The organism is Oleisolibacter albus, from assembly GCF_003336875.1.
In the GTDB taxonomy this organism is placed as follows: domain Bacteria; phylum Pseudomonadota; class Alphaproteobacteria; order Azospirillales; family Azospirillaceae; genus Niveispirillum; species Niveispirillum album.
Window position 1 is genome coordinate 173,932 of the sequence record NZ_QGNJ01000004.1, and the last position, 25,069, is coordinate 199,000.

Sequence of the window (25,069 nt, forward strand, 5' to 3'; positions counted from 1 at the left end):
CCATGCTCCCCCTCTTTCCTTCGAATGCAATCGCAGCATCAGGCCGCCAGGGGCTTGCGCCAGGCGACACAGGTCCAGTCCACCGTCTCCAGCGGGGCCTGGATGCCCTTCGTCAGCCGGAAGGCCTCGATGGCGAACCGGCAGCCGGGCAGCGCACCATAATCGTCCACGATGACATATCCCCCGGGGGTGACCTTGCCATAGAGCGCGGAAAGCGTATCCAGGGTCGAGGTGAACAGGTCCCCGTCCAGGCGCAGGACCGCCAGGGACTCGACCGGCAGGGTCGGAAGCGTGTCCGCGAACAGGCCTTCGACCAGGACGACATCGTCCCCCCACAGGCCGAAGCGGCGGAACGCCTCCTCGACCAGGGGCCGCTGTATGGCCAGTTCGGGCCGGTCCGACAGCGCGACGCCGGCATCGGCGGGATGGCTCGGCGGCGGCACCCCGGCAAAGCTGTCGGCCAGCCAGACACGGCGGCCAGCCGCCCCATGGGCCTTGAAGAAGCCGCTGGCGAACAGGCCGCAGCCGCCGCGCCAGACCCCGGCCTCCAGGAAATCGCCGGCGATCCCGTCCTCGAGTATCTGCGCCAGGCACCGTTCCAGGTGGTCCAGGCGGAGGCGTCCGCTCATCGTGAAGGCGCAGTCAAGGCCGATATCATCGCGGGAGGTCCGCCCTTCCTGCCGCCGCCGGGCCAGGGCCGCGAAGCGGTCCGCCTGAAGCAGCCGGATATCCCGCAGGACGATGCGATCCGGTGTCGTCCCCGACCGGGCGCACTCATGCAGGTAGGCGATACGCAGCTCGGCTTCCAGCCCTGTCTCGTTCAACAGGACCTTCTTCAGCAGGTCGAGATAGAGGCTGGCCGGATCGCAGGCCCGGGCGGGTTCCGGAACCGGGCTCACAGCGCCGTTCCGCCGTCCGCAGCGGTTTCGCGGCGGCGCAGGTACCCGCCTGCGTTCAGCGAGAGCAGGAACCGCTCACAGCTCCGGTCCACCTCGAATTCGGGATGGCGCGCCAGGAAGAAGGCGGCCGCTTCCGCCGGCCCCGGCCCGTGTTCCGGCTGGTTCGGCCGGCCATTGACATGGGTGTCCTCGGCGATCAGGTATCCGCCCGGCCGCACCAGGGGGGCATAGGCCTCCAATTCGTCCAGCACATGCAGCAGACGGTGGTCGCTGTCCAGGATCACCAGGACCTCCGGCGCGGCAGCGTCGGGACCCGCGTCGTTCCGACTCGCGGCGGCGCGTGCGCGCACGGCGTCGAGGATTTCCGGGCTGGTCGTGCTGCCGGCGAGGAACTCCAGCCGGGGATGGGCCGGCAGGTCGGCGCCCGGGCCATTGCGGAGGTCGATGCTGACGACCCGGCCATGGCCGACAAGGTCGCAGACAGAGGCCAGGAACAGGGCGCTGCCGCCCTTGTGCGTCCCGCATTCCACGATCAGGTCCGGGCGGCGGCGGACGATGATCTCCTGGTATATCCACAGGTCGGTCGGATATTTGATCGCCGTGCGGCCCAGCCAGTCGCAATGCAGCGACCGGCGGCCATCGATGAACCGCTGGTGGACAAGGCGCATATAGGCCTGGACCACATCCTGCTCGTGCGCGGACAGATCGTCGCCAAGGGGAGACACGTCAACCTTCCCGACTGGAGGCCCGCAACGGACGGCCCTGGTGCCGGCAACCATGCGCCGGTGTGGAGAATGACAGGTGGATGCCGATTATGAGCCCATGCACGCGTCCGATGATAGGCTGGGGCCCATCTGCGTTTCACGCAGGTTCATCACCGTGGCGACCGGTGCCGTCCACGGCAGCCGCTCCGCGTGGAGATCCGTTCCAGAAACGCCGATCGGGGCCTCTTCGTTCTTGCCAGCGATGCGCATAGAAAATACCTCCAAAGTAAAAATTGTCTCGAAAGATGTAATTCCTCGGCGGAGTGCGGGTCAAGCAATCCTTATCGGTCTGCGTATATTGATCTGCTCACCCGCTGCATCTGCTGTAGCCACAGCTGGGGCAGAGGTCGCCGCCTTCCTGGCGGACCGCCCCGGTGCCGGCAACCATTCGCCGGTGTGAGAATGGTTGCCGGCGTCACTCACGACGTAGCGCAAGCCTCCGCTGATGGGGTGGAGCCCAACTGCGTTTCACGCAGGTTCATCACCGTGGCGACCGGTGCCGTCCACGGCAGCCGCTCCGCGTGGAGGTCCGTTCCAGAAACGCCGATCGGGGCTTCTTCGTTCTTGCCAGCGACGCGCATAGAAAATACCTCCAAAGTAACGATAGTCTCGAAAGATGTAATTCCCCGGCGGGGTGCGGGTCAAGCAATCCTTATCGGTCTGCGTATATTGATCTGCTCACCCGCTGCATCTGCTGTAGCCACAGCTGGGGCAGAGGTCGCAGCCTTCCTGGCGGACCAGCCCGGGCTGGCCGCAGCGGGGGCAGGGGGCGGGGCGGGCCGCCGTGCCGCCCGTGCCACCCGTGCCGCCGGTACCGGCCAGGGGGACCGGCTGCGCCAGGAAGCCGATATCCAGCAGATGGCGCTCGATGACGGTGCCGATGGCGGCCAGCAGTGACGGGACGTAGCGGCCCTGCATCCATTGGCCGCCGCGCGGGTCGAACACGGCCTTCAGCTCCTCCACCACGAAGGCGACGTCACCGCCGCGGCGGAACACGGCCGAGATCATGCGCGTCAGCGCCACGGTCCAGGCGTAATGCTCCATGTTCTTGGAATTGATGAACAGCTCGAACGGCCGCCGCCGGCCATCCTCGACCACATCGTTGACCGTGATGTAGAGGGCATGGTCGCTTTCGGGCCAGCGCAGCTTGTAGGTCTGGCCCGGCAGCACCTCCGGCCGGTCCAGGGGCGCTCCGGCGGCATCCAGGGACGGCACCGGCGGTGCCCTGTCGGCCGGGCTTCCGGCCGTGTCCCCCTCTGCCGGCAGCGACAGCACGGCCCCGGTCACCGGGTTGGGCCGATAGGTGGTGCAGCCCTTGCAGCCCAGGGCGTAGGCCTGGAGATAGATGTCCTGGAAGGCGCTGAAGGGCACGTCGGCGGGGCAGTTGATGGTCTTGCTGATGGCGCTGTCGACATACTTCTGTGCCGCTGCCTGCATCACCAGATGGGCGGCCGGACTCAGCGTCTGCGCATCGACGAAGGCGTCGGTCAGCGGGGCCGCCTCCCCGTGCAGCCGCCGGTACAGGCGGTAGGCGTGGTCCTCCACCGTTTCGCTCTGCCGGCTGCCGTCGGGCATCAGCACGGCGCGGTCGTAGCGGAAGGCGAAGACCGGCTCGATGCCGCTGGAGACATTGTCGGCCAACAGCGAGATGGTGCCGGTGGGCGCGATCGAGGTCAGCAGAGCATTGCGGATGCCGTGGGCGGCGATCTGGCCGCGCAGATCGTCCGGCAGGCCGCGCAGCATGGGCCGGTCCAGATAAAGTGCGCGGTCGAACAGGGGAAAGGAGCCCTTCTCCGCCGCCAGCGCGGCCGAGCTGCGATAGGCCTGGTCGCGGATGGTCCGCAGCCAGCCTTCGGTCAGCTGCACTGCCCGCTCGCTGCCATAGCGCACGCCGCACAGGATCAGGGCGTCGGCCAGCCCGGTGACACCCAGCCCGATGCGCCGCTTGGCCCGCGCCTCCGCCGCCTGCGCCTCCAGCGGGAAGCGGGACACATCGATGGCATTGTCCAGCATGCGCACGGCCAGCGCCACCACCCGCGCCAGCGCAGCCCTGTCCAGATCGGCCTGCGGTGTGAAGGGCTGGCGCACCAGCGCCGCCAGATTGACCGACCCCAAAAGGCAGGCGCCATAGGGCGGCAGCGGCTGCTCGCCGCACGGGTTGGTCGCGGCGATATCCTCGCAATAGGACAGGTTGTTCTGCTGGTTGATGCGGTCGATGAAGATGACGCCGGGTTCGGCATAGTCGTAGGTGGCGCGCATGATGCGCTCCCACAGGGCCCGCGCCGGCAGCCGGCGGTGGACGCGGCCGGCGAAGACCAGGTCCCACGGCCCATCGGCCCGCACCGCCTCCATGAAGGCGTCGGTCACCAGCACCGACAGGTTGAAGTTGCGCAGCCGGCCGGGGTCGCGCTTGGCGTCGATGAACAGTTCGATGTCCGGATGGTCGCAGCGCAGCGTCGCCATCATGGCGCCGCGGCGGCTGCCGGCGCTCATGATGGTGCGGCACATGGCATCCCAGACGTCCATGAAGCTGACGGGGCCGGAGGCGTCGGCCCCGACTCCGGCCACGGCGGCGCCCTTGGGCCGCAGGGTGGAGAAGTCATAGCCGATGCCGCCGCCCTGCTGCAGGGTCAGCGCCGCCTCGCGCAGATGGGCGAAGATCGACCCCATGTCATCGGGGATGGTGCCCATGACGAAGCAGTTGAACAGGGTCACCGACCGGCTGGTGCCGGCACCGGCCAGGATGCGGCCGGCGGGGATGAAGGTGAAGCCGGCCAGGGCATCGTGGAAGCGCGCCGCCCACAGGGCGGGGTCGGCCTCCGCGGCCGCCAGCGCCGTGGCGACCCGGCGCCAGCTGTCCTCCACCGTCTCGTCCAGCACGCGCCCGTCCGGCTGCTTCAGCCGGTATTTCATGTCCCAGATGCGGCGGGAGATGGGGGCGATGTCGGGCATGAACGGCTCCGCTGGCGGACGTCCCTCTCCCAACAGTAGGGACAGGGGGGCGGTCCCGCAAGCCGCAGCCGGTGACGGTTCCGTTGCAGGTCCGGTGCCGGGCGGACAAGGACGCGGACAGGGACATGGTCTCCTGCCGGGCCAAGATCTGCGCTCCCCGGCCTCCGGCGGCCGGGGCCAGTCCTTATGAAGACGCCCGGCTTCAGACCGCCGACGGTTCGGGCCGGTGGCGGGCGGCGGCGGTGCCCGGCATGGCGGCCAGCGGATTCAGGGTCATCGGCCCGCCCACCGCCATCACCAGCCGGTCGCTGGCGTCCTCCAGCCGCGCCTCCAGCTCGAACAGGGCCGTCTCCTTGGGCAGGCCGGGGGGGATCGGCGGCAGGAACTCGATGGTGATGGTGCCGGGCTTGCGGATGAAGGTCCGGCGGCCCCAGAACATGCCGGAATTCAGCGCCATCGGCACCAGCGGCAGCCCCAGATCCTCGTACAGTACGGCGATGCCGACCTTGTAGGGCCGATAGCTGCCGGGCGCGGTGCGGGTGCCCTGGGGGAAGATGACGATGGGCCGGCCTTGCGCCTTCATGCGCCGGGCGCCGGCGATCAGGCTGTTGATGGCGCTGCCGCGCTTGCCGCGATGGATGGGGATCAGGTCGGCCTTCCAGGCGTACCAGCCCCAGAGCGGCAGCCACAGCAGTTCCCGTTTCAGCACGATGGCCGGATCCGCCAGCATCAGGTGCAGCTTCATCGTCTCCCACATGGACTGGTGCTTGGCGCCGATCAGCACCGCCCCGTCCTTGGGCAGATGTTCCAGCCCCTTCACCTCCCAGCGCAGGCCGATGATGTGGCGCTCCAGCCAGTCCAGCGTGCCCAGATACCAGCGCACCACCTCGATCATGGCCCGGCGCGGGATGAACAGCATCCAGAACAGGCCGAAGCAGCAGAGGATGGTCCAGACATAGAAGGCCAGATTGAACAGCAGGGAACGGAACAGAAGCATGGGCTGGATACCTGCGACGGAAGCCCGGCCATCCTTAACCAGGGTCCCGCCGCCTGTCCAGACAGGGGCGCCACCCCTTATTCCGGCCCTGCATCCGGGAACTGCCGGGGGGCGGGGCGGGTTGGGATGCGGTGCGCACATCCCCCGCACGAAGGAGACGATGATGACCCGACAGGCCCCCCAGGCTCCCGGTCCGGGCGCCATACCCGACGATCCCAAGGACCCGACCCAGCGACCGCCGCCGCCGGCCGGCGATGCCGAAAGCCGGTCCATCCGCGGCCAGCAGCACACCGGCAACCATCAGAAGCCCGCCGGCGAAAGCGCCGACGCCCATGGCGGCACCCGTGCCGGGGCGGAGAATGTGGAACCGGCCGCGGGCCGCGGCGAGGACCGGCAAAGCGGCTGACAGGCAGAGCGGCTGACCGGCAGGGATCAGGGGATGGGCGCCGACTCAACGGCGCGCGGGGTCGACAGGGCGGCGCGCAGATGGGCCAGCAGGAACTTGCTGTATTCCCCGACCACCAGCTCGGCTGTGCCCGGCCATTCCCACCAGCGCTCCAGCCGCACGGCCGCCGGTGCCACCGGATGGGGCACGATCTCCACATCGGGCAGGGCGCGGTGGAACTCCACCAGACTGCGGGGCATATGGTAGTTCGCGGTCACCAGGCGCAGGCTGTGGAAACCCTGGTCGCGCATCCAGTGGGCCGTTTCCACCGCGTTTCCCTCGGTGTCGTCGGCCTCGTAGCCCAGGGCGATGCAGCATTCCAGCTCGCCGCCCTTGCCGGCCCGCTCCAGCAGCTCCCGCACCTCGACGCCGCGATAGACGCCGCTGATGAACAGCTTGCGCGCGCGGCCGGCGCGCAGCAGCTCGAAGCCCACGGTCAGCCGGCCGCTGCCGCCGGTCAGCACCACGATGGCATCGGTCTGCCGCCCGTCGTCGGGCATGGCGCGGGGCAGGGCGGCCACGAACAGGAACAGCCCCACAGCCCAGGCCCCGGCCAGAATGCCGACCGCCAGCAGGCTGCGCCGGGCCGCCTGCCCGAAGCGGGCCAGCAGACTCACGGCAGCCGCTCCAGGGCGCGGGTCACGGTGATGCGTGCCGTCAGCGCCGCCAGCAGGGCGGCGGCGGCCGGGACCGCCAGCAGCAGCGCCCATTGCACCGGGGTCAGGGCCAGTTCCGGCAGCAGCGCCGCCTCCAGCCCGCGCCCGGCCTGTTGCAGCCCGACCAGGGTCAGGGCCGCCAGGGCGAAACCGATGCCGCCGCCCAGCAGGGTCAGGCGCAGCACATGGCGCTGGAACTGGGCGGCCACATAGCGGTCGGAGGCGCCCATGACATGCAGCAGCTCCACCTCGGCCCGGTGCACGGCGAAGCCGGCGCTGGCGGCGAAGATCACCGCGGCCACGGCCACGCCGCCGATCAGGGCGATGATGACCACCGACACCCCCTGCACCGCGCCGGCCAGCCGCCGCAGATCGGCCAGCCAGCGGCCGGGGTCCTCCACCACCACGCCGGGGGCGGTCAGCTGCTGGCGCAGCGACCCGGCGTCGGCGCCGGGTGCCAGCGTCACGTCGATCAGCACCGGCAGGGGCAGGTCGTCCAGCAGCGCGCCCTCGCCCAGCCAGGGGCGGACCAGGGCACGCGACTCGTCGCGCGGCAGGGGCTTGGCATCGGCCACGGCGGCCAGATCGGCCAGGCTGGCCATGACCGACTGCACCCGCCGGTCCAGGGCATCGGCCGATTCCCCGCCCTGGGGGCTGACCTGCACCGTCAGGCTGCCGCTCAGGCCGCTGTCCCAGCGCCGGGCCAGATCGGACAGCGACAGCGACGCGGCCAGCGCCAGGGCCGCCAGATAGACCATCAGGGCGATGATCCAGGGCAGGAAGCGCCCGCTGGCGTCGCGCTTCAGGGGAATGTCGTAATGGCCGCGGCGGCTCATCTGCACGGGACTGCGGCTCCTGCCGTTCTGCCGGGTCGGGCCGGCGCGCGGTGGCGGCCGGCGGGCCTAGAGATGGCATGCCGGACCCGCCGCCGTAAAGGGCGCCGGGCATTTGTCCCATCCCGACCGGGGGTACGTGCCTTGCGTTCACGCCTGCCACTTTCTATAAGTTTCTTGACGTGGTCTGCGCTCCGCCAGACCTGAAGCCTCCGGTACACCTCGCTGCGATGATCCTGACCTGCCCGTCGTGCACCAAACGCTTCCTGCTCGACGCGGCGCTGCTGGGCACGGGACGCCGCGTCAAATGCGGGGCCTGCGGCCATGTCTGGTTCCAGGAACCGCCGGTCGGCGCCGCTGCGCCCGCACCCTCCCTATCGCCGCGCCGCGCCCCCCGGTCCGAGCTGGACGCCCTGTCCGAGCTGATGGCGGAGCGCGATCCCGATCTGCCACCGCCGGAGACCACCCCCGCCGGCACGGACTCCCTGTCGCGCCTGCGCCAGGGGCGGCCGGTGACGCGCAATCTGCCGGCCCTGCCGGACCAGGGCGGATCACGCCGGGGTGCCTGGCTGCGCTGGGGCGGGCTGGTCGTCGTCGTCGCGGGTCTGGCCGCCAGCGTGCTGCTGCTGCAGGAACCGGTCATGCGGCTGTGGCCGCCCGCGGCCCGCCTGTACGAGACGCTGGGGCTGTGGCACGAGCTGGGGGCCGGCCTCGCCATCCCCGGTGACCGGCTGAAGAGCGAGTTCCGCGACGTGGAGGGCAATCCCATGCTCTTCGTCAGCGGAGAGGTGGTGAACATCTCCGATGCCGCCCAGCCGGTGCCGGATGTGGAGGTCACGGCCGTGGGCGAGGATGGCAAGGCGCTGTTCAGCTGGCGTGTGGTGCCCTCGGCCCGCCGGGCCTTCCCCAAGCAGGCCATCCCCTTCCAGTCCACCACGCCCGAGCGTGGCGGGCCGGCCAAGTCCATCTCCGTCCGCTTCGTCGCCCCGGAGGCGCCGGCCCCCGCGCACTGACGGGGCCGGCCGGGATCGGACAGGACGGCTCCGTCAGGGCCGGCCGAAACGTTCCAGCAGCCGCTCGATATAGTCCCGTTCCAGCTTCGGGCGGTTCTGCTCGCCGGAGCGGCGGCGCAGCTCGTCCAGGATCTCCCGCGCCCGCTGCAGATCGCTTTCCGTGGGGATCTTGACCTGGTCGGTGTTGTACTGGCCGTTGCCCGGCTGCATGGAGCGGCCCAGCGGGTCACGGCCGGGCTGGCGGCCGGCCTGGCGCCGCATCATCGGCTGGCTGCCGCTCCCCTGGGCCTGCTGCATCTGCTGCTGCATGGATTGCAGGCCCTGCTGCAACTGGTCCAGCGCCTGGTTCTGCGACGGCACCGCCTCGCCCGGCATGCCCTGGCCCAGCGCCTGTTCGGCCTCGCGCATGGCCCGCTCGGCCCGGCCCAGCGGCCGGGGGATCTCGGCCCCCAGCTCCCCGAACTGGCGCATCAGGTCGCCCAGACGGCGGCGCAGCTCCTCCTGCTGCTGGGCCATGCCCGCCTGCGCACCGCCCTCCTGGCCCTGGCTTTCCTGCTGCCCGCCCCGGGATGGCTGCCCGCCGGGCTGCTGGCCCTGCGGCCGGGTGCCCTGGCGGTTGGGGCGGGCGCCCTGGGGGCCTTGCTGCATGCCGCCCTGCTGCTGCTCGTCACCCTGGCGCTGCGCCTCCTGGAAGGTCTGGTCCATCAGCTGCTGCTGCTGCTGCGACAGCGATTGCAGCTGCTCCATCATCTCCATCATCTGCTGGGCACCCTGGGCCTGCTGCTGGTCGGGCGTCTGGCCGTTCTGCAGGTTCTCCATCATCTGCCGCAGCTGCGACAGCATCTGGCGGGCGGCGTCGCGGTTGCCCGATTCCGCCATGCGCCGCATCTGCTCGATCATCTGCTGCAGGTCCTGCCGGTCCATGGCCTGGGCATCGGGCGGCAGCTCGGGCGGCATCTGCCCGTTCTCCATGGCCTGGCGCATCTGCTGCTCCATGGCGTCCATGAACTGGTCCATGGCCTGCTGCAGCTCCTGCATCAGCTGGGCCAGCTCCTGGTCGGAGGCATTGCGGTCCAGCGCCTCCATCAGGTTCTGCTGGGCGTCGCGCAGGGCGCGCTCGGCCATGGACAGGTTGCCGTCCTCAAGGCGCAGGGCCGTATCCCATAGTTGTTGCAGCAGCGAGGGGATGGCCGTCTTCTCCTTGTCCAGCATCAGCCGGTTGACGGCGCTGCGCAGCGACAGGAACACCGACAGGTCGCCGCTGTAGGCATCGGGCCGCAGCGACAGCTCGTTCAGGGCGCGGGCCACCGGCTCGCGCATGGTGTCGCCGCCCAGGATCAGCCCCTTGCGCTGCTGGACGATGGCGCGGGCCACGGGGTGGGTGAAGCGCCGCTCGGGCAGGGTCATGGTCGTGCTGTCGCTGCGCCCGGTCTGGCCGGCGGCGTCGGTGGCCTCCAGCTGCACCGTCACCGGCAGCCCGGCCCAGGGATGGCCCGTCAGGTCCTGATAACCGCTGGCATTGGCCTCCTTCGGGCTGCGGCCGGGCAGCGACAGGGGCAGGCTGATCGGCGTCGGGTCCAGCGTGTCCGGCGCCTCCACGGCCAGCCGCACCGTGGCCGTGACCTTGGTCAGCCCGTAATCGTCGGCGGCGGTATAGTCCAGGCGCACCGACTGGCGTTCGGTGACGGCGGGCGGGTTGCGGAAGGCGATGGCGGGGGCGTCATCGGGCACGATGCGCACCGGCCAGTCCTGCACGGTGCGGCCGCCCTGGCGGATGGTGATGCGGTCGCCCCGGGTCAGCGGCTGGCTGATCTGCCAGGACTCGGATCCGGCCTCGGCGAAGGGGGTCTCGCCGCCATTGGCCTGCAGCAGCGGGTCGCCGCGCCCGCCGGTGATGCGGGCCAGCACGGTGCTGCCGGTGGGAATGCTGACCGGCGCGGGCCTGCCATCGGCCGCGGCCGCGTCCCCGGCGTGCCGGGTCAGGAAGATCGGGGGCAGGCCGGTATAGTCGGGCGGGGTGACCCACACATCCAGCTGCGCCGGCGTGGCCATGCCGCCCAGGCGCAGCGACGGCGTCAGGGCGCCGGCCAGACGTCCGCCCAGATCGCCCCAGGAGAGGGTGGCGCCCACCACCAGCAGCAGGCCCAGCGCCGCGCGCAGGGCCCAGGGGTCGCGGGCGGCCAGGTTGGGGTGGGGGGCGGCCACGTGCAGGGCCGAGACCTGCCGCCGGGCCTGGTCCTGTGCGATGCGCCACAGCGCATGGGCCAGGGGATCGCCGGCACCGCCGGCCAGCGCATCGTCGATCCGGGTCAGGGGCCGGTGCGCCAGGGCGCTGTCGCGCTCCAGCCGGCGCCGCGCCTCCTCCGGTGTCGGCAGCCGCCAGCCGCGCAGATGCCGCCAGCCCAGGATGCCCAGGGCGGCGCCGAAGCCCAGCAACAGCAGCAGGTGCAGCCAGCCCGGCACCAGGGTGAACAGGCCGAGCCAGGCCAGAACCAGGAACAGGCCGGCCACCCCGGCGGCGGGCCACAGGGCGGGCCACAGCCGCTCCCAGCCCAGGGCCAGCCGGGCCAGCATCAGCGCCCGCGCGCCGCGCGGAGGCACGGCGGGCCGGCGGAAGGGTCGGCGGATCGGTCTGGGCCGGCTCTGCATGCTCACGCCTCGTTCCTGCGCCTCGCTCCGCGGCGGTCCCGGACCATCCAGGGAACCGTCACGCGCCGACGGGTGGGGAAAGCCAGCCGGGCGTCTGCTCCAGCGCCAGCGACTCCTCGAAGCTGGGCCGCCGCCGCACCACGCTCCATTCTCCGCCGCGCACCAGCACCTCCGGCACCAGCGGCCGGCTGTTGTAGGTGCCGGCCATGACGGCGCCATAGGCCCCGGCTGTCAGCAGCGCCACCAGGGCGCCGGGCGCCACCGGCGGCATCGGGCGCATCTTGGCGAAGGTGTCGCCGCTTTCGCATACGGGTCCCACCACGTCCACCGGGGAAAGGGGGGACCCCGCCGCCGGCTCCTCCACGGGAAGTATGGTGTGCCAGGCGTCGTAAAGCGAGGGGCGGATCAGATCGTTCATGGCCGCATCCAGCACCAGGAAGCGGCGATCCAGCCCGTCCTTGACGAAATTCACCCGCGTCAGCAGCAGGCCGGCACTGGCCACCAGCGAGCGGCCGGGCTCCAGCGTCACACGGCAGCCCAGATGACCCACGGTCTCGTGGATGGCGGCGGCATAGGCGGCATAGTCGGGGGCGGCGTCATCCGGCCGGTAGGGCACGCCCAGCCCGCCGCCCAGGTCGATATGGTCGATGGCGATACCGTCGGCCCGCAACTGTTCCACCAGCCCGGCCAGCTTGCCGAAGGCGTTGCGGAAGGGCGTGGCCTTCAGCAACTGCGAGCCGATATGCACCGCCACCCCCACCGGCGCCAGGCCGGGCAGGGCCTTGGCCCGGGCGAAGGCCTGCCGCGCCAGCGACAGATCAATGCCGAACTTGTCCTCCTTGCGGCCGGTGGCGATCTTGCCGTGGGTCTGCGCATCGACGTCGGGATTGACGCGGATGGCGATGGGCATGGTCCGGCCCAGGCCGGCGGCGACCTCCGACAGCGTCTCCAGTTCCGGCAGGCTCTCCACATTGATCTGGTGGATGCCGGCGGCCAGCGCCGCCGCCATCTCCTCGCGGGTCTTGCCGACGCCGGAGAAGACGATGCGGTCGGCCGGAATGCCGGCGGCCAGGGCCCGGCGCATCTCGCCCGCCGACACCACGTCGGCCCCGGCGCCCAGGCCGGCCAGGGTACGGATCACCGCCAGGTTGGAGTTGGCCTTCAGCGCGTAGCAGAGATCGACCTGGAACCCCGCCCGCCCGTCGGCGGCGCGATAGGGGGCGAAGGCGTCGGCATAGGCGCGCCAGTTCGCCTCCAGTCCGGCGCTGGAATAGACATAGACCGGGGTGCCGACGGCGGCGGCGATGGCGGCCAGCGGCACATCCTCGGCCCGCATCCGGCCGTCCACATAGCGGAAGCCCGGCGTGGGGAAGCAGCTCATCGTGTCCCCGTATTGGTGGTGGCGGTGCCGGCGGGCAGGCCCGCCTTGGTCTCCGGTCCCCCCACCGGCTTGGGGATGTCGCTGCCGCTGGGGACGGTGGCCGTCGGTCTGGCCGCGGCCGTGGCGGCGGCCGACGGGGCCGGCCCGGTGGTTCCGGCCGTGGAAGTGCCCGCGGCGGTGCCGGCGGCGGGCTGGGGGTCCAGGGCCGGGTCCGGATAGGTGCGCAGCTGTGTGCTGCCCTCCGGTGCCATGGGGAAGGACGGCCGCACGCCGCAGCCGGCCAGCAGCAGCGGCAGCAGGATCAGGGCAGGGGACAGACGCATCACAGGAACCGCTCCCGGGCGGCCTTCACCGCCGCTTTCACGATGTCGGGGGAGGTGCCGCCGAAGCTGGTCCGGCTGGCGACCGAGGCCTCCAGCGTCAGCACGCGGTAGACATCCTCGGTGATGCCGGCATGGACCGTCCGCATGGCGGCCAGCGGCAGGTCGGACAGGCCGACGCCCTGCTGTTCCGCCAGCTTGACGATGCTGCCGGTGACATGGTGCGCCTCGCGGAAGGGCAGGCCCAGGCTGCGCACCAGCCAGTCCGCCAGATCGGTGGCGGTGGGGAAGCCGGCCTCCACCGCCCGGCGCATGGCAGCCGGGTCGGCGGTCAGGTCGCGGATCATGCCGGTGGTGGCGGCCAGACACAGGGCCAGCGTCTCGTCGGCCTGGAACACCGGCTCCTTGTCCTCCTGCATGTCCTTGGAATAGGCCAGCGGCAGGCCCTTCATGACCACCAGCAGCCCGTTCAGCGCGCCGATGACGCGGCCGGTCTTGGCCCGTACCAGCTCGGCGGCGTCGGGGTTGCGTTTCTGCGGCATGATCGAGCTGCCGGTGGTGAAGGCGTCCGTCAGCCGCACAAACCGGAACTGGGTCGTGCACCACAGCACGATCTCCTCCGCCAGCCGCGACAGGTGGGTCGCGCAGATGGCGGCGGCCGACAGATATTCCAGCGCGAAGTCGCGGTCGGACACGGCATCCAGCGAATTGGCCGTGGGCCGGTCGAAGCCCAGGGCCGCCGCGGTCATGGCCCGGTCGATGGGATAGGGCGTGCCGGCCAGGGCGGCACTGCCCAGCGGGCATTCGTTCAGCCGGGCGCGGGCGTCGCGCAGCCGGCCGCGGTCGCGCCCCAGCATCTCCACATAGGCCAGCAGATGGTGGCCGAAGGTCACGGGCTGGGCCGTCTGCAGATGGGTGAAGCCCGGCATGATGGTGCCGGCATGCTCCTCCGCCCGGTCGATCAGCGCCGCCTGCAGTTCGCGGATGTCGCCATCCAGCCGGTCCAGCGCGTCCCGCACCCACAGCTTGAAATCGGTGGCCACCTGGTCGTTGCGGGACCGGGCCGTGTGCAGCCGTCCGGCGGCGGGGCCGATCAGCTCGCGCAGGCGGGACTCGACGTTCATGTGGATGTCTTCCAGCGCCACCGAGAACTGGAAGCGCCCCTCGGCGATCTCCTGCGCCACCTGGTCCAGGCCGCGGTGGATGGCCTCCACATCCTCGGCCGACAGGATGCCCTGGCGGCCCAGCATGGCGGCATGGGCCTTTGACCCGGCGATGTCCTGGGCCCACAGCGCCTTGTCGAAGCCGATGGAGGCGTTGATCTGCTGCATGATGGCCGCCGGCCCGCCGGAGAAGCGGCCGCCCCAAAGGGCGTTGGCGCTGGACGGGGACGGCGTGTCTGGCGTGGCTGGCATCGGTTCGGTCGTCACGGCGGTTGACGGGGCGGGGGCGAGAGACGAGGTAAAGGGTCCGGTCCCGCAGCCGCTGCCATGGCAGCCGGCCCGGAACGGACAGACAAGAGGGCAAGAATGGCGATTTTCCGGCGCTCCGCAATGGTCCTGCTGGCCTGCATGGCAGTTCTGCCCCTGACCGCCTGCGGTGAGGACCCGCAACCGGCCACGGCGCCGGGGGGGAATGCCGCCGCCCTGCCCGCCTTCCAGGGTGACACCCGGCCCTTCGCCGCCACGCCGGGCCGGCCGCCGGCCCCGGATTTTCCCTTCGCCGATGCCGGGGGGCGGGACCTCACCCTGGCCGACCGGCGGGGCAGGGTGGTGCTGGTCAATCTCTGGGCCACCTGGTGCGCCCCGTGCGTCAAGGAGATGCCGTCCCTGGACCGGCTGCAGGCAGAGCTCGGCGGCGCCGATTTCGAGGTGGTCGCCATTTCCCTGGACCGCGGCGGGTTGCAGGCGGTCAAGCCCTTCCTCGACCAGAACGGCATCACCCGCCTTGCCCCCTATCTCGACCCGCGGATGACGGCCATGAAGCTGGCCCAGCCGCTGGAAGGACTGCCCACCAGCATCCTGGTGGACCGCCAGGGACGCGAGGTCGGCCGCCTGCCCGGCGGGGCCGACTGGTCGGGCCAAGCGGCCAAGGCCCTGATCCGCGCCGTCCTGGCGGAGGGGTGACGGAAGCGGAAGGACGGGGGAGGGGCCGGCAGCCGGCGCGGGCGGAGCAGTCTGCCCCGAAAGAATCCTTCTCCCACCCCAGATCCTGTGTCATTGTTGACGTGAACACACCATGAACATGACGGCCGGCGGCCCACTATGAACCGACCATGAACGGGGCCGCCGCTGGCCGCCGGAACCGATCGGGGTGTCCATGCCGACATTGAAGCAGTTCGAGGCGGCGTTGCGGGAGCAGGGACAGGAGGCGGCTCTGGCCATCCTGGAGGATCTGCAGACCCGCGACCGGGCCACACGCAGCATCCGTCCGGCCCGCCGCCTGACCGGGCGCAAGATGACGCCGGAACTGGCGCGGGAGGTGCTGCATCTGCACCGGACCACCTCCATGACCCAGCAGGAGATCGCCTTCCGTCTGGGCGTCAACCAGGGCCGGGTCAATGAGGTGGTGAAGCACGGCAAATGGCTGAGCGGGGACCCCGCGGCCCCCGAAGCCGTCGCCCGCGACAAGGCCAGGAAGCGGGCGGACGCCGGCATCGGCATTCCCGCCCGTTCCGACAGTCCCGTCAAGGCGCCGACCGGTCCGGTATCGAAACAAGCCCGGCGCCGGCCGGAAAAGCCCCAGCCGGACGCGCCGCCGGCGCGTCCGGGGCAATTGTCGTTCGGACTCTAAGGGAACCGGCCGGGGGCGGCCCTGCCGGTCAGCGATAGCGCTCCAGCCAATGGGCATAGGGCGCCGGCAGGGTCCAGGACGGCTTCTCCACGCCCAGATCCTTGGCCGCGGCATAGGGCCAGTGCGGGTTGGCCAGCAGCGGCCGGCCGATCATGGCCACATCGATGACCCCCTCGCGGATCAGCCGGTCGGCCTGCTCGGCCGGGCCCACATTCCAGGTGGTGGAGCCGGGCAGGCCGGTCTCGGTCAGCACGCGCCGCGCCGTCTGCGCCAGCATGGCCGGCCCCCAGGGGATCTGGGCCTTGGGCGTGGAAAAGCCCATGCTGACATCCAGGAAATCCAGCCCTTCGGCCTTGAAGCGCTGCACCAGCCCGATGGCCTCGGCCAGGGTCTCCTCGTCGCGCCCGTCGAACTCGATGACGCCGAAGCGGGCGGTCAGCGGCAGATGCTCCGGCCAGACCGCGCGCACGGCGGCCAGTGTCTCCAGCAGGAAGCGGCCGCGATTCTCGGCGCTGCCGCCATACTCGTCGGTGCGCTGGTTGGCATGGACGGAGAAGAAGCTCTGCGCCAGATAGCCATGGGCGAAGTGCAGCATCAGCCATTTGAAGCCGGCATCGCGGGCGCGGATGGCAGCGGCCACGAAGTCGCCCCGGATCCGCTCGATGTCGGCCTTGGTCATCTCCCGCGGCACGCGCGGCAGCCCGCCGCCGAAGGCGATGGCCGAGGGGGAGATGGTCTCCCAGCCGCGCGGATCGCCTGCCGGGATGTGGTCGTCGCCTTCCCAGGGCTTGTTGGCGCTGCCCTTGCGGCCGGCATGGCCGATCTGGATGCCGGGCACGGCGCCGGCCTTGGCGATGGCGGCCACCATCGGCTCCAGCGCCGCCGCCTGCGCATCGTTCCACAGGCCCAGGCAGCCCGGGGTGATGCGCCCCTCCGGCGAGACGCCGGTGGCCTCCACCACCACCAGCCCGGCGCCGCCGCGGGCCAGGCTGGCCAGATGCACGGCGTGCCAGTCGTTGGCGACGCCATCGGTCGCCATATATTGGCACATGGGCGACACCGCGATGCGGTTGCGCAGGGTGACATCCTTCAGATGGAAGGGATCGAACAAGCTCGGCATATCCACAGGCTCCGGAGTCCGGTTGGGAATTTGATGGTTCGCTTGTACGATGTTTATCGAACTATGGCAAGAGCCAAGGCCGCCTGATAGAATGCGTCATCATGCGCGCCTATAAGCACCCCGCCATCGAGGATGTGAGACCGGAGGATTTCTTCCACGCGCTCAGCGATCCGGTCCGTCTCGCCATCGTCCGCCAGCTGGCCCGCGAGGGGGAGGCCAGCTGCGCCGCCCTGGACGGCGGACGGCCGAAATCCAGCATGTCCCACCATTTTCGCGTGCTGCGGGAGGCCGGGCTGGTGCAGACGCGCCCGGCCGGGGTGACCCATATGAACACCCTGCGCCGGGACGAGCTGGACCGCCGCTTCCCCGGCCTGCTGGATGCCGTGCTGGCGGCCATCGGGTGAGGGAAAGACCCTCCGTCTTCCTACGGTGTGTTCTCCGCCCGCTTCCGTCCCCTTCGGCGTCGTCCCCGCGCAGGCGGGGACCCAGGGGACGCCAAGACCGGCGCGCCCCGGCCCTTGATGCCCGTCCGCGCGGGGAGAGGCCGGGAAAGGGCCGCGCGGCCCCGTTCCCTCCCCCGGCGGGGGAGGGGTCCAGGCGCAGCAGGATGGAGGAAGGGCGCGGGGGAGCGGTGACTTACCGCGTCGGCCGCGGGGTCGGGCCGGAATAATCGTAGAAGCCGCGGCCCACCTTGCGGCCGAGCCAGCCGGCCTCGACATACTTCACCAGCAGCGGGCAGGGCCGGTACTTGCTGTCGGCCAGCCCCTCATACAGCACCTGCATGATCGACAGGCAGGTGTCCAGGCCGATGAAATCCGCCAGCTCCAGCGGGCCCATCGGGTGGTTGGCGCCCAGCTTCATGGCGGTGTCGATGGCTTCCACGCCGCCCACGCCCTCATACAGGGTGTAGATGGCCTCGTTGATCATCGGCAGCAGGATGCGGTTGACGATGAAGGCCGGGAAGTCCTCGGCCACGGCCGCGGTCTTGCCCAGCCTGGCCGTCAGCGCCTTGATGGCCTGGAAGGTCTCGTCATCGGTGGCGATGCCGCGGATCAGCTCGACCAGCTGCATCACCGGCACCGGGTTCATGAAATGCATGCCCATGAACTTCGACGGGCGGTCGGTGCTGGCGGCCAGCCGGGTGATGCTGATCGAACTGGTGTTGGTGGCGATCAGGGCGGCGGGCTTCAGGTTCGGCACCAGCGCCTTGAAGATCTGGCGCTTGGTATCCTCGCTCTCGGTGGCGGCCTCGATGACCAGATCGCTGTCGGCGAAGACGGACAGGCTGGTGCCGGTCCCGATCCGGGCCAGCGCCGCCTGCTTGTCGGCCTCGGTCAGCTTGCCCTTGGCGATCTGCCGGTCGAGATTCTTGCCGATGCCGGCCACAGCCTTGGCCAACTGGTCGGCGCTGATGTCGCTGATGATGACGGACAGGCCCGCCACGGCACAGACCTGGGCGATGCCGCTGCCCATCTGGCCGGCGCCGATGACACCGATCTTCTCGATCATTTGCACCTCTGCTGGCATGCATGCCTCCGCTGGATATGTATCCGCTGGCATCTGCGCCGCGCCCACGGCGGCGTGCCCTCGGGAAATCCGCATGGAAACGGGCGGCCCGTCGCCGGACCGCCCGTCAGGATACACCCGTTACTTCGAGACGGCCTCGGTGAGTTCCGGCACGGCCTTGAACAGGTCGGCGACCAGACCGTAATCGGCGATCTGGAAGATCGGCGCCTCTTCATCCTTGTTGATGGCGACGATGACCTTGCTGTCCTTCATGCCGGCCAGATGCTGGATGGCGCCCGAGATGCCGACGGCGATGTACAGCTCCGGCGCCACGATCTTGCCGGTCTGACCGACCTGGTAGTCGTTGGGCACGAAGCCGGCATCCACCGCGGCGCGCGAAGCGCCGACGGCGGCACCCAGCTTGTCCGCCAGCGTGTCCAGCATGTGGAAATTGTCGCCGGACTGCATGCCGCGGCCGCCGGAGACGATGACGCGGGCGCTGGTCAGCTCCGGCCGCTCGGACTTGGTCAGCTCGGCCGAAACGAAGCTGGACAGGCCGGCCTCGCCCGTGGCGGCCAGCGCCGTCACGCTGCCGCTGCCGCCGGTGGCGGCCACGGCCTCGAACGCCGTGCCGCGCACGGTGACGACCTTGACCGCATCGGCCGACTGCACCGTGGCCACGGCGTTGCCGGCATAGATCGGCCGCTCGAACGTGTCGGCGGACACCACGGCGCTGATCTCGCTGATCGGCTGCACGTCCAGCAGCGCCGCCACGCGCGGGGCCACGTTCTTGCCGAAGGTGGTGGCGGCGAACAGCACATGGCCGTAGCCGCCGGCCTTGACCGCGGCGGCCACCAGCGGGGCCACGTTCTCGGCCAGGGCGTGGGCGTATTCGGCCGCATCGGCCACCAGGACCGTGCCGACACCGGCAACCTTGGCGGTGGCGTCCGCCGCGGCGGCCACACCCTGACCCAGCACCAGCACATCGGCCGTGCCGCCGATCTTGGCGGCGGCGCCCAGGGTGGTCAGGGTCGGCTTCTTCACGTCGCCCGTGGAGGGCTCGGCAATGACCAGAATGCTCATGATTGCTCTCTCCCTTCCGCGGACGTCAGATCACGCGCGCTTCGTCGCGCAGCTTGGCCACCAGCTCCTGCACGGAGCCGACCTTGACGCCACCCTGGCGCTTCGGCGGTTCGGTGACCTTCAGCGTCTTCAGACGAGGGGTGAAATCGGCGCCCAGCGCGGCCGGATCGATGGTCTCGATCGGCTTCTTCTTGGCCTTCATGATGTTGGGCAGCGAGGCGTAGCGCGGCTCGTTCAGGCGCAGATCGGCGGTGACGATGGCCGGCAGCTTCAGCGACAGCGTCTCCAGACCGCCATCGACCTCGCGGGTGACGGCGACGGTGCCGGCGGCCGGCTCCACCTTGCTGGCGAAGGTGCCCTGGGCCCAGCCCAGCAGCGCCGCCAGCATCTGGCCGGTCTGGTTGCTGTCGTCGTCGATGGCCTGCTTGCCCAGGATGACCAGCTGCGGCTGCTCCTTCTCCACCAGGGTCTTCAGCGTCTTGGCCACGGCCAGCGGCTGCACCTCGGCATCGGTCTGCACCAGGATGCCGCGGTCTGCCCCCATGGCCAGCGCCGTGCGGATGGTTTCCTGGGCCGAGGCCGGGCCGATGGAGACGACCACGATTTCGGTTGCGGCGCCCTTCTCCTTCAGGCGCACGGCCTCTTCGACGGCGATCTCGTCGAACGGGTTCATCGACATCTTGACGTTGGCAAGTTCGACGCCCGTGTTGTCCGGCTTCACGCGGATCTTGACGTTGTAGTCAACGACCCGCTTCACGGCGACCAGTATCTTCATGGCGATCCCCTGGCAGGAAGGCTTTGGGTTGCGGCGGCGATGTGCCGGCCGTTCCTCATGGTTCGGGGGCGTTGATTCCGATCCGGCCCCGTGTCCGGGACCGTTGCGCCGTCCAGCCCCCTTGATCGGGCCGGCGCAGGGTAGGTTGCGCTGCACACATGTGTCAATCGGCTGAATCCCGTGGCGAATCCCTGCAACGTCCTGCCGCAGGCTGCTGTGCGCAAGGCCCGATCCGCTCCGGAGTCCAGGCCGGCAAAGGGTTTCCCCGCCGCCGGCACCTTCCGTTTACGTAATGGGCAGATCATACCGCGCTTTCGAGCGAATGCAAGATCCGGTGCGCCCGCCGGGGCCGGGGTCCCGATCCTGGCCCCGGCGGGCCGGACGGCGGAGTGGGCCGCCTCCCGGTACCGTCGACAAGATCTTGCAACTGCGAATAAGTTGCGTATAAGCGGGATCGAACCGGGCCGCCTGGGGAGCTTGCCGGCCCAATCGCAAATCAGAATGAATCGTACTCGGGGCCGGGCTGCCTCGGTGAAGGGGAATGCAGATGCGGGCACGTCTGGGGGCCGGGGTGGCCCTGCTGGCACTGATGGGGCAGGCGGCGGCGGCCGAGCCGGGCACGGCGCCGGGTGATGCGCCCATGCTGGACGAGGTGGTCGTCACCGGGGAGAAGCAGGGCCGTTCCCTGCACAATACGCCCAGCAGCGTGCATGTGGTCGGCAGCGAGCAGATCGAGGCCGAGGGGCTGGTCGATCTCTATGACGTGCTGGACCGCACAGCCAACGCCGGCAGCCGCGCCGGCAAGGCCGGAGTCACCATCCGCGGCATCGATGCCTTCGGTGTCTCGGGTGCCGGCAACGGCATGCTGGCCAGCATCTATGTCGATGGGGCGGTGCTGCCGCGGCGCGCCGTGCAGGCGGCCAATCTGGCGGTCTGGGACGTGAAGCAGGTGGAGGTGCTGCGCGGGCCGCAATCCACCCTGCAGGGCCGCAACGCCCTGGCCGGCGCCATCGTCCTCCGCACCGAGGACCCCGGCTTCGACTGGTCGGGCAAGGCAAGGCTGGTCTATGGCGAGGGGGGGCGGCACGAGGCCGCCGCCGCCATCGGGGGGCCGCTGGTGGCGGACGAACTGGCTTTCCGCCTGTCGGCAGAGGCCACGGAGAAGAACGGGTTCAGCTACAACCCCGTGCGCGACGAATATGCCGACCGGCGCACCACCGGCAGCTACCGGGCCAAGATGCTGTATACGCCCAAGGCTCTGCCCGATCTCGAGGTGAAGCTCAGCGCCAGCCATCTGCGCAGCCGTGAGGGCACCGAATTCGTGGACATCACCAACGGCACCCGTTGGGACGACCGCGCCAACTACTCCAACGATCCCAACAAGACCGAGACCGATACCAACATCCTGGTGCTGGATGTGGGCTACGCCCTGTCGGATCAGGTGACCCTGACCTCGCTGACGACCTGGAACCGTTCCGACTATCGCTACCGGGCCGATCAGAACTGGACGCCGTCCAACGACGACAAGGTCACCATTGATGATGTGGGCAAGACGGTCTCGCAGGAGCTGCGGGCGAATCTCGATCTTGGCCGGCTGACGGGCATCGTCGGCGCCTATTACGCCCATATCGACGAGCCCACCCGATCGACCTCGCAGGTCGGGTTGAGCCTGGCGCAGGCCGGTGTGGCCGGTCTGCTGACGGCGCCGCCCTCGGCCGGCGGCTTCGGCCTGCCCACCGAACTGGCCAACCAGGTGCTGGCGCTCTATCCGGCCCAGTTGCCCATCTATTCGCAGCAGAACAGCCCGCAGACGGTCGAGACCTATGCGGTCTTCACCGACCTGACCTATGCCCTGACCGACCGGCTGAAGCTCAATGCCGGCCTGCGCTGGGACCGGGAGGACCAGACCCGCGCCGTCAACAACAGCGCCTCGCTCCGCACCAGCCTGCCGGACCCGGCCAATCCGGCCTATTCCGCCCTGGTCCGTCAGATCGTCGCCGGCATCAACGGGGCGGTGAATGCGCAGCTGGCCAACGCCACCTCGGCCCAGCCGGAATCCTCTGCCGATTTCACTGCTGTCCTGCCCAAGGGCGGCGTCACCTATGACTGGACGCCGGATCTGGCCACCAGCGCCATGGTCCAGCGCGGCTACCGCTCCGGCGGCGTGGTGGTGAACACGGCGCGCTCCACGGTGGTGGCCTTTGATCCCGAATATACCTGGAACTACGAGCTGTCGTTGCGCAGCCGCTGGCTGGACCGGCGTCTGACCGTCAATGCCAACCTGTTCTATGTGGACTGGACGGACCAGCAGGTGAATGTCCGCCTGTCCGGCAACATCTATGACACCCAGACCGAGAATGCCGGCAAGTCCCACCTGTGGGGCGGCGAGGTGGAAACCAGCTATGCCGTCACCCGCGATCTCGATCTCTATGCCTCGGTCGGCTACACCCGGACCCGCTTCGACGATTTCGTCTTCAGCACCCAGAATCTCGAGGGCAACGAATTCGCCTTTGCCCCGCGCTGGTCGCTGGCCGCGGGCGGCACCTGGCGCTTCGCCGACGGCTTCTTCGCCGCGCTGAACGCCAATTACCGCAGCGCCGCCTATGCCGAGGCCATCGACGAGGACAAGCGCCTGATCTCCGCCCGCACCCTGGTCAATGCCCGGCTGGGTTACGAGCGGGACAAGTACGGCCTCTATCTCTATGCCGACAACCTGCTGGACCAGCGCTACTACGCCACCCGTTACGCCAGTTACCGCTGGGCCGGGCTGGGCGACCCGCGCACCGTGGGCGTGATGCTGGAGGCGCGGTTCTGATCGCGCCGCGGGGTTCTCGCCGCCGGGTTTGAGCGGAGACGGCCGGGGCGACCCGGCCGTCTTCAATCCGGGCCACTGTCGTTGTGGCTGGCGTCGTTGTGGCCGCCGTCGTTGTGGCCGCCGTCGTTGTGGTTGGCGTCGATGGGGCCCGCCGGGTCCGTTCAGCGGTTCTGGCCGGGCACCCACAGCACGTCGGCGCCGCGGTTGACCCAGCGGGCCAGCACGAACAGATGGTCCGACAGCCGGTTGAGATACTGCAGGGCCGGGGCGCCGACAGGCTCGTGGCTGGCCAGATCGGTGGCCAGACGCTCGGCCCGGCGCACCACGGTGCGGGCCAGGTGCAGATGCGCCGCCGCCGGCGAGCCGCCGGGCAGGATGAAGCTGTTCAGCGGCGGCAGCTCGGCGTTCATGGCGTCGATCTCCGCCTCCAGGCGCTCCACCTGGGCGGGGATGATGCGCAGGGGCGGATAGGGCGGGTTCTCCTGCTCCGGGGTGCAGAGATCGGCGCCCAGGTCGAACAGATCATTCTGGATGCGGCCCAGCATGGCGTCGGCCCGGCCCAGATCGCCATCGTTGCCGCCGGTGTGCAACCGGGCCAGACCCAGCACGCTGTTGGCCTCGTCCACCGTGCCGAAGGCGGCCACGCGCACGGCATGCTTGGGCACCCGGCGCCCGTCGCCCAGCGAGGTCTCGCCCTGGTCGCCGCCACGGGTATAGATGCGGGTCAGTTTCACCATGGATCAGGCCTGTGATGTGAGGAAAGCCAGGGTGAACAGCACCAGCGCCAGGATCTGCAGGCGCACGCGCCACCACATCAGCCGGTTGCCGTACTTGGCATTGAAATCGCCGCCGCGCGCCATGCCGAACAGTCCCATGACCAGCACGGCCAGGGTCGCCACCATGGCCAGGATCATCAGGAAGACCAGGAAACCACTCATCCTCGCTCTCGACTGTCCGGGGAAGGGCGCGCAGGCGCCGGAGCGCAGCATATGGGGCGCGGGGGACCGCTTGCCAGTCCCGATTTTCACGCCCTGTCGCGGCCGGGCGCACGGGGCCGGCGGCGACAGGGCATTGCACCATCCCCCGCTCCGGGGGTAGCGTCGGGGGCATGAGCTTCCTGCGCCATATCATCGCCTGCAATACCCACGATCTCGACCGCTTCCGCCCCTTCCGGGTGGCGGGGCGGCAGGTGGGCTGGCTGCGGCTGGATTTCCTGATGCAGCTGGCCCGTTTCGGCGGCCCCTTCGTCCCGCAGGAGGGGGGGATCGCCCTGGCCGACGATCTGGACACGGCCGAGGCCCGCAGTTCGGCCGTGGCGGAGGCCCTGGCCGAGCTGGTGCGCCGGGGCGTGCTGCCCAGGCTGCGGGGCGAGATCTATCCGGTGCTGACGGAGTGGGGCGCCACGCCGCTGCTGGGCCTGGACCGGGGAGTCGTGTCCTTCTTCGGCATCAAGAGTTTCGGCCTGCACATCAACGGCTTCGTGCGCCGGCCCGACGGGCTGCATCTCTGGGTCGGGCTGCGGGCCAAGGACCGCGGCATCGCCCCCGGCCAGTACGACAATCTCGTGGCCGGCGGTCAGCCCATGGGCCTGACACTGGCGGAGAACCTGGTGAAGGAAGCGCGGGAGGAGGCGGACCTGCCGCCCGACCTGGCCGCACGCGCCACTCCCGTGGGCGCCATCTCCTACCGCATGGAGAATGGCCGCGGGCTGAAGGACGACACGCTGTTCTGCTATGATCTGGACCTGGCGCCGGACGTGGTGCCGCGCAACACCGACGGTGAGGTGGAGCGGTTCGAGCTGTGGCCGGTGGAGCGCGTGGCCGCCAGCGTGCGCGACAGCGACGACTGGAAGTTCAACGTCAATCTGGTGGTCATCGATTTCCTGATCCGCCATGGCGTGCTGACGCCGGAGCATCCGGAGTATCTGGCCCTCTGCCGCGGCCTGCGCCGGCCGGCCTGAGGGCGGCCTGATCCGCGGCATTCCGCCGGCGCGTTTCGCCGGCGCGGGACCGGGTGCACAGGGGACCGGGCGTACAGGGGACCGGGCGCACAGGGGACCGGGTGGGGA

Annotated in this window: 23 protein-coding genes; 7 read left to right on the top strand and 16 right to left on the bottom strand. The window is 70.2% G+C overall.

The annotated features are described in order from the left end of the window. Positions 1-38: 38 nt before the first annotated feature. From DK368_RS07360 to DK368_RS07375, 4 genes are all read right to left on the bottom strand, one after another. The gene (locus DK368_RS07360; RefSeq protein WP_114393284.1) at positions 39-899 is read right to left on the bottom strand and encodes a TylF/MycF/NovP-related O-methyltransferase; all 861 of its coding nucleotides are present in this window, start codon (positions 897-899) and stop codon (positions 39-41) included. Beyond that, a complete protein-coding gene (locus DK368_RS07365) occupies positions 896-1,624 on the bottom strand; it encodes a CmcI family methyltransferase (protein ID WP_240002380.1) in 729 nt (242 codons plus the stop codon). The genes DK368_RS07360 and DK368_RS07365 overlap by 4 nt, the downstream gene beginning before the upstream one ends. A 717-nt stretch (positions 1,625-2,341) precedes the next feature. After that, the gene (locus tag DK368_RS07370) at positions 2,342-4,615 is read right to left on the bottom strand and encodes an adenosylcobalamin-dependent ribonucleoside-diphosphate reductase (protein ID WP_114393285.1); all 2,274 of its coding nucleotides are present in this window, start codon (positions 4,613-4,615) and stop codon (positions 2,342-2,344) included. A 202-nt stretch (positions 4,616-4,817) separates the two neighbouring features. Continuing rightward, positions 4,818-5,612 carry a lysophospholipid acyltransferase family protein gene (locus tag DK368_RS07375; protein ID WP_114393286.1) on the bottom strand — a complete coding sequence of 265 codons (795 nt, stop codon included), beginning with the start codon at positions 5,610-5,612 and terminating at the stop codon, positions 4,818-4,820. Between the two features lie 160 nt (positions 5,613-5,772). Here DK368_RS07375 and DK368_RS07380 point away from each other — a divergent pair, with 160 nt between their 5' ends. Then, a complete protein-coding gene (locus DK368_RS07380) occupies positions 5,773-6,018 on the top strand; it encodes a hypothetical protein (RefSeq protein WP_114393287.1) in 246 nt (81 codons plus the stop codon). A 26-nt stretch (positions 6,019-6,044) separates the two neighbouring features. Here DK368_RS07380 and DK368_RS07385 read toward each other — a convergent pair whose 3' ends face one another. Together DK368_RS07385 and DK368_RS07390 are read right to left on the bottom strand one after the other, a co-directional pair. Further along, entirely contained in the window at positions 6,045-6,674 is a 630-nt protein-coding gene (locus DK368_RS07385; protein WP_240002381.1) for a YdcF family protein, read from the bottom strand. Next, complete coding sequence (locus DK368_RS07390) at positions 6,671-7,549, bottom strand: cell division protein FtsX (RefSeq protein WP_114393289.1); 879 nt, start codon at positions 7,547-7,549, stop codon at positions 6,671-6,673. Before DK368_RS07390 ends, DK368_RS07385 begins: the two co-directional genes overlap by 4 nt. Positions 7,550-7,776: 227 nt before the next feature. On the opposite strand from DK368_RS07390, the gene DK368_RS07395 reads away from it, so the two are divergent. Further along, positions 7,777-8,559: a zinc-ribbon domain-containing protein gene (locus DK368_RS07395; RefSeq protein WP_114393452.1), complete on the top strand. Its 783-nt coding sequence runs from the start codon at positions 7,777-7,779 to the stop codon at positions 8,557-8,559. A 33-nt stretch (positions 8,560-8,592) separates the two neighbouring features. Here DK368_RS07395 and DK368_RS07400 read toward each other — a convergent pair whose 3' ends face one another. The 4 genes from DK368_RS07400 to argH are packed head-to-tail and all read right to left on the bottom strand — an operon-like array spanning position 8,593 to position 14,324. Continuing rightward, positions 8,593-11,208: a TIGR02302 family protein gene (locus tag DK368_RS07400; protein ID WP_114393290.1), complete on the bottom strand. Its 2,616-nt coding sequence runs from the start codon at positions 11,206-11,208 to the stop codon at positions 8,593-8,595. A 58-nt stretch (positions 11,209-11,266) separates the two neighbouring features. Continuing rightward, the gene (lysA, locus tag DK368_RS07405) at positions 11,267-12,589 is read right to left on the bottom strand and encodes a diaminopimelate decarboxylase (protein ID WP_114393291.1); all 1,323 of its coding nucleotides are present in this window, start codon (positions 12,587-12,589) and stop codon (positions 11,267-11,269) included. Continuing rightward, positions 12,586-12,912 (bottom strand): hypothetical protein, encoded by a 327-nt coding sequence (locus DK368_RS07410; protein WP_114393292.1) that lies wholly within the window; start codon positions 12,910-12,912, stop codon positions 12,586-12,588. The genes lysA and DK368_RS07410 overlap by 4 nt, the downstream gene beginning before the upstream one ends. Beyond that, positions 12,912-14,324, bottom strand: a complete 1,413-nt coding sequence (argH, locus tag DK368_RS07415; protein ID WP_114393293.1) for an argininosuccinate lyase — start codon at positions 14,322-14,324, stop codon at positions 12,912-12,914. Before argH ends, DK368_RS07410 begins: the two co-directional genes overlap by 1 nt. A gap of 156 nt (positions 14,325-14,480) precedes the next feature. On the opposite strand from argH, the gene DK368_RS07420 reads away from it, so the two are divergent. Both DK368_RS07420 and DK368_RS07425 read left to right on the top strand, forming a co-directional pair. Next, positions 14,481-15,035 (top strand): TlpA family protein disulfide reductase, encoded by a 555-nt coding sequence (locus DK368_RS07420; RefSeq protein ID WP_240002382.1) that lies wholly within the window; start codon positions 14,481-14,483, stop codon positions 15,033-15,035. A gap of 193 nt (positions 15,036-15,228) precedes the next feature. Beyond that, the gene (locus DK368_RS07425; RefSeq protein ID WP_114393453.1) at positions 15,229-15,702 is read left to right on the top strand and encodes a sigma factor-like helix-turn-helix DNA-binding protein; all 474 of its coding nucleotides are present in this window, start codon (positions 15,229-15,231) and stop codon (positions 15,700-15,702) included. A 28-nt stretch (positions 15,703-15,730) separates the two neighbouring features. Here DK368_RS07425 and DK368_RS07430 read toward each other — a convergent pair whose 3' ends face one another. Beyond that, positions 15,731-16,822, bottom strand: coding sequence for an NADH:flavin oxidoreductase/NADH oxidase (locus tag DK368_RS07430; protein WP_114393295.1), 1,092 nt, complete (start codon positions 16,820-16,822; stop codon positions 15,731-15,733). Between the two features lie 101 nt (positions 16,823-16,923). On the opposite strand from DK368_RS07430, the gene DK368_RS07435 reads away from it, so the two are divergent. Then, positions 16,924-17,226, top strand: a complete 303-nt coding sequence (locus DK368_RS07435) for an ArsR/SmtB family transcription factor (protein ID WP_114393296.1) — start codon at positions 16,924-16,926, stop codon at positions 17,224-17,226. A 232-nt stretch (positions 17,227-17,458) separates the two neighbouring features. Here the strand turns inward: DK368_RS07435 and DK368_RS07440 are convergent, their stop codons facing one another. The 3 genes from DK368_RS07440 to DK368_RS07450 form a co-directional block, all read right to left on the bottom strand. Further along, positions 17,459-18,331, bottom strand: coding sequence for a 3-hydroxybutyryl-CoA dehydrogenase (locus DK368_RS07440; protein ID WP_193552262.1), 873 nt, complete (start codon positions 18,329-18,331; stop codon positions 17,459-17,461). Between the two features lie 138 nt (positions 18,332-18,469). Then, the gene (locus tag DK368_RS07445; RefSeq protein WP_114393297.1) at positions 18,470-19,411 is read right to left on the bottom strand and encodes an electron transfer flavoprotein subunit alpha/FixB family protein; all 942 of its coding nucleotides are present in this window, start codon (positions 19,409-19,411) and stop codon (positions 18,470-18,472) included. A gap of 25 nt (positions 19,412-19,436) precedes the next feature. Then, positions 19,437-20,186 (bottom strand): electron transfer flavoprotein subunit beta/FixA family protein, encoded by a 750-nt coding sequence (locus tag DK368_RS07450; RefSeq protein ID WP_114393298.1) that lies wholly within the window; start codon positions 20,184-20,186, stop codon positions 19,437-19,439. A 547-nt stretch (positions 20,187-20,733) separates the two neighbouring features. Between DK368_RS07450 and DK368_RS07455 the strand changes: the two genes are divergently transcribed. Next, positions 20,734-23,001, top strand: coding sequence for a TonB-dependent receptor (locus DK368_RS07455; protein ID WP_155524511.1), 2,268 nt, complete (start codon positions 20,734-20,736; stop codon positions 22,999-23,001). Between the two features lie 161 nt (positions 23,002-23,162). Here the strand turns inward: DK368_RS07455 and DK368_RS07460 are convergent, their stop codons facing one another. Both DK368_RS07460 and DK368_RS07465 read right to left on the bottom strand, forming a co-directional pair. Then, positions 23,163-23,738, bottom strand: a complete 576-nt coding sequence (locus tag DK368_RS07460) for a cob(I)yrinic acid a,c-diamide adenosyltransferase (RefSeq protein WP_114393300.1) — start codon at positions 23,736-23,738, stop codon at positions 23,163-23,165. 3 nt (positions 23,739-23,741) lie between these two features. Then, on the bottom strand, positions 23,742-23,939 hold the full coding sequence (locus tag DK368_RS07465; RefSeq protein WP_114393301.1) for a twin transmembrane helix small protein: 198 nt from the start codon (positions 23,937-23,939) through the stop codon (positions 23,742-23,744). 170 nt (positions 23,940-24,109) lie between these two features. Between DK368_RS07465 and DK368_RS07470 the strand changes: the two genes are divergently transcribed. After that, positions 24,110-24,961: a DUF4743 domain-containing protein gene (locus DK368_RS07470; RefSeq protein WP_114393302.1), complete on the top strand. Its 852-nt coding sequence runs from the start codon at positions 24,110-24,112 to the stop codon at positions 24,959-24,961. The last annotated feature ends 108 nt before the right edge of the window (positions 24,962-25,069 follow it).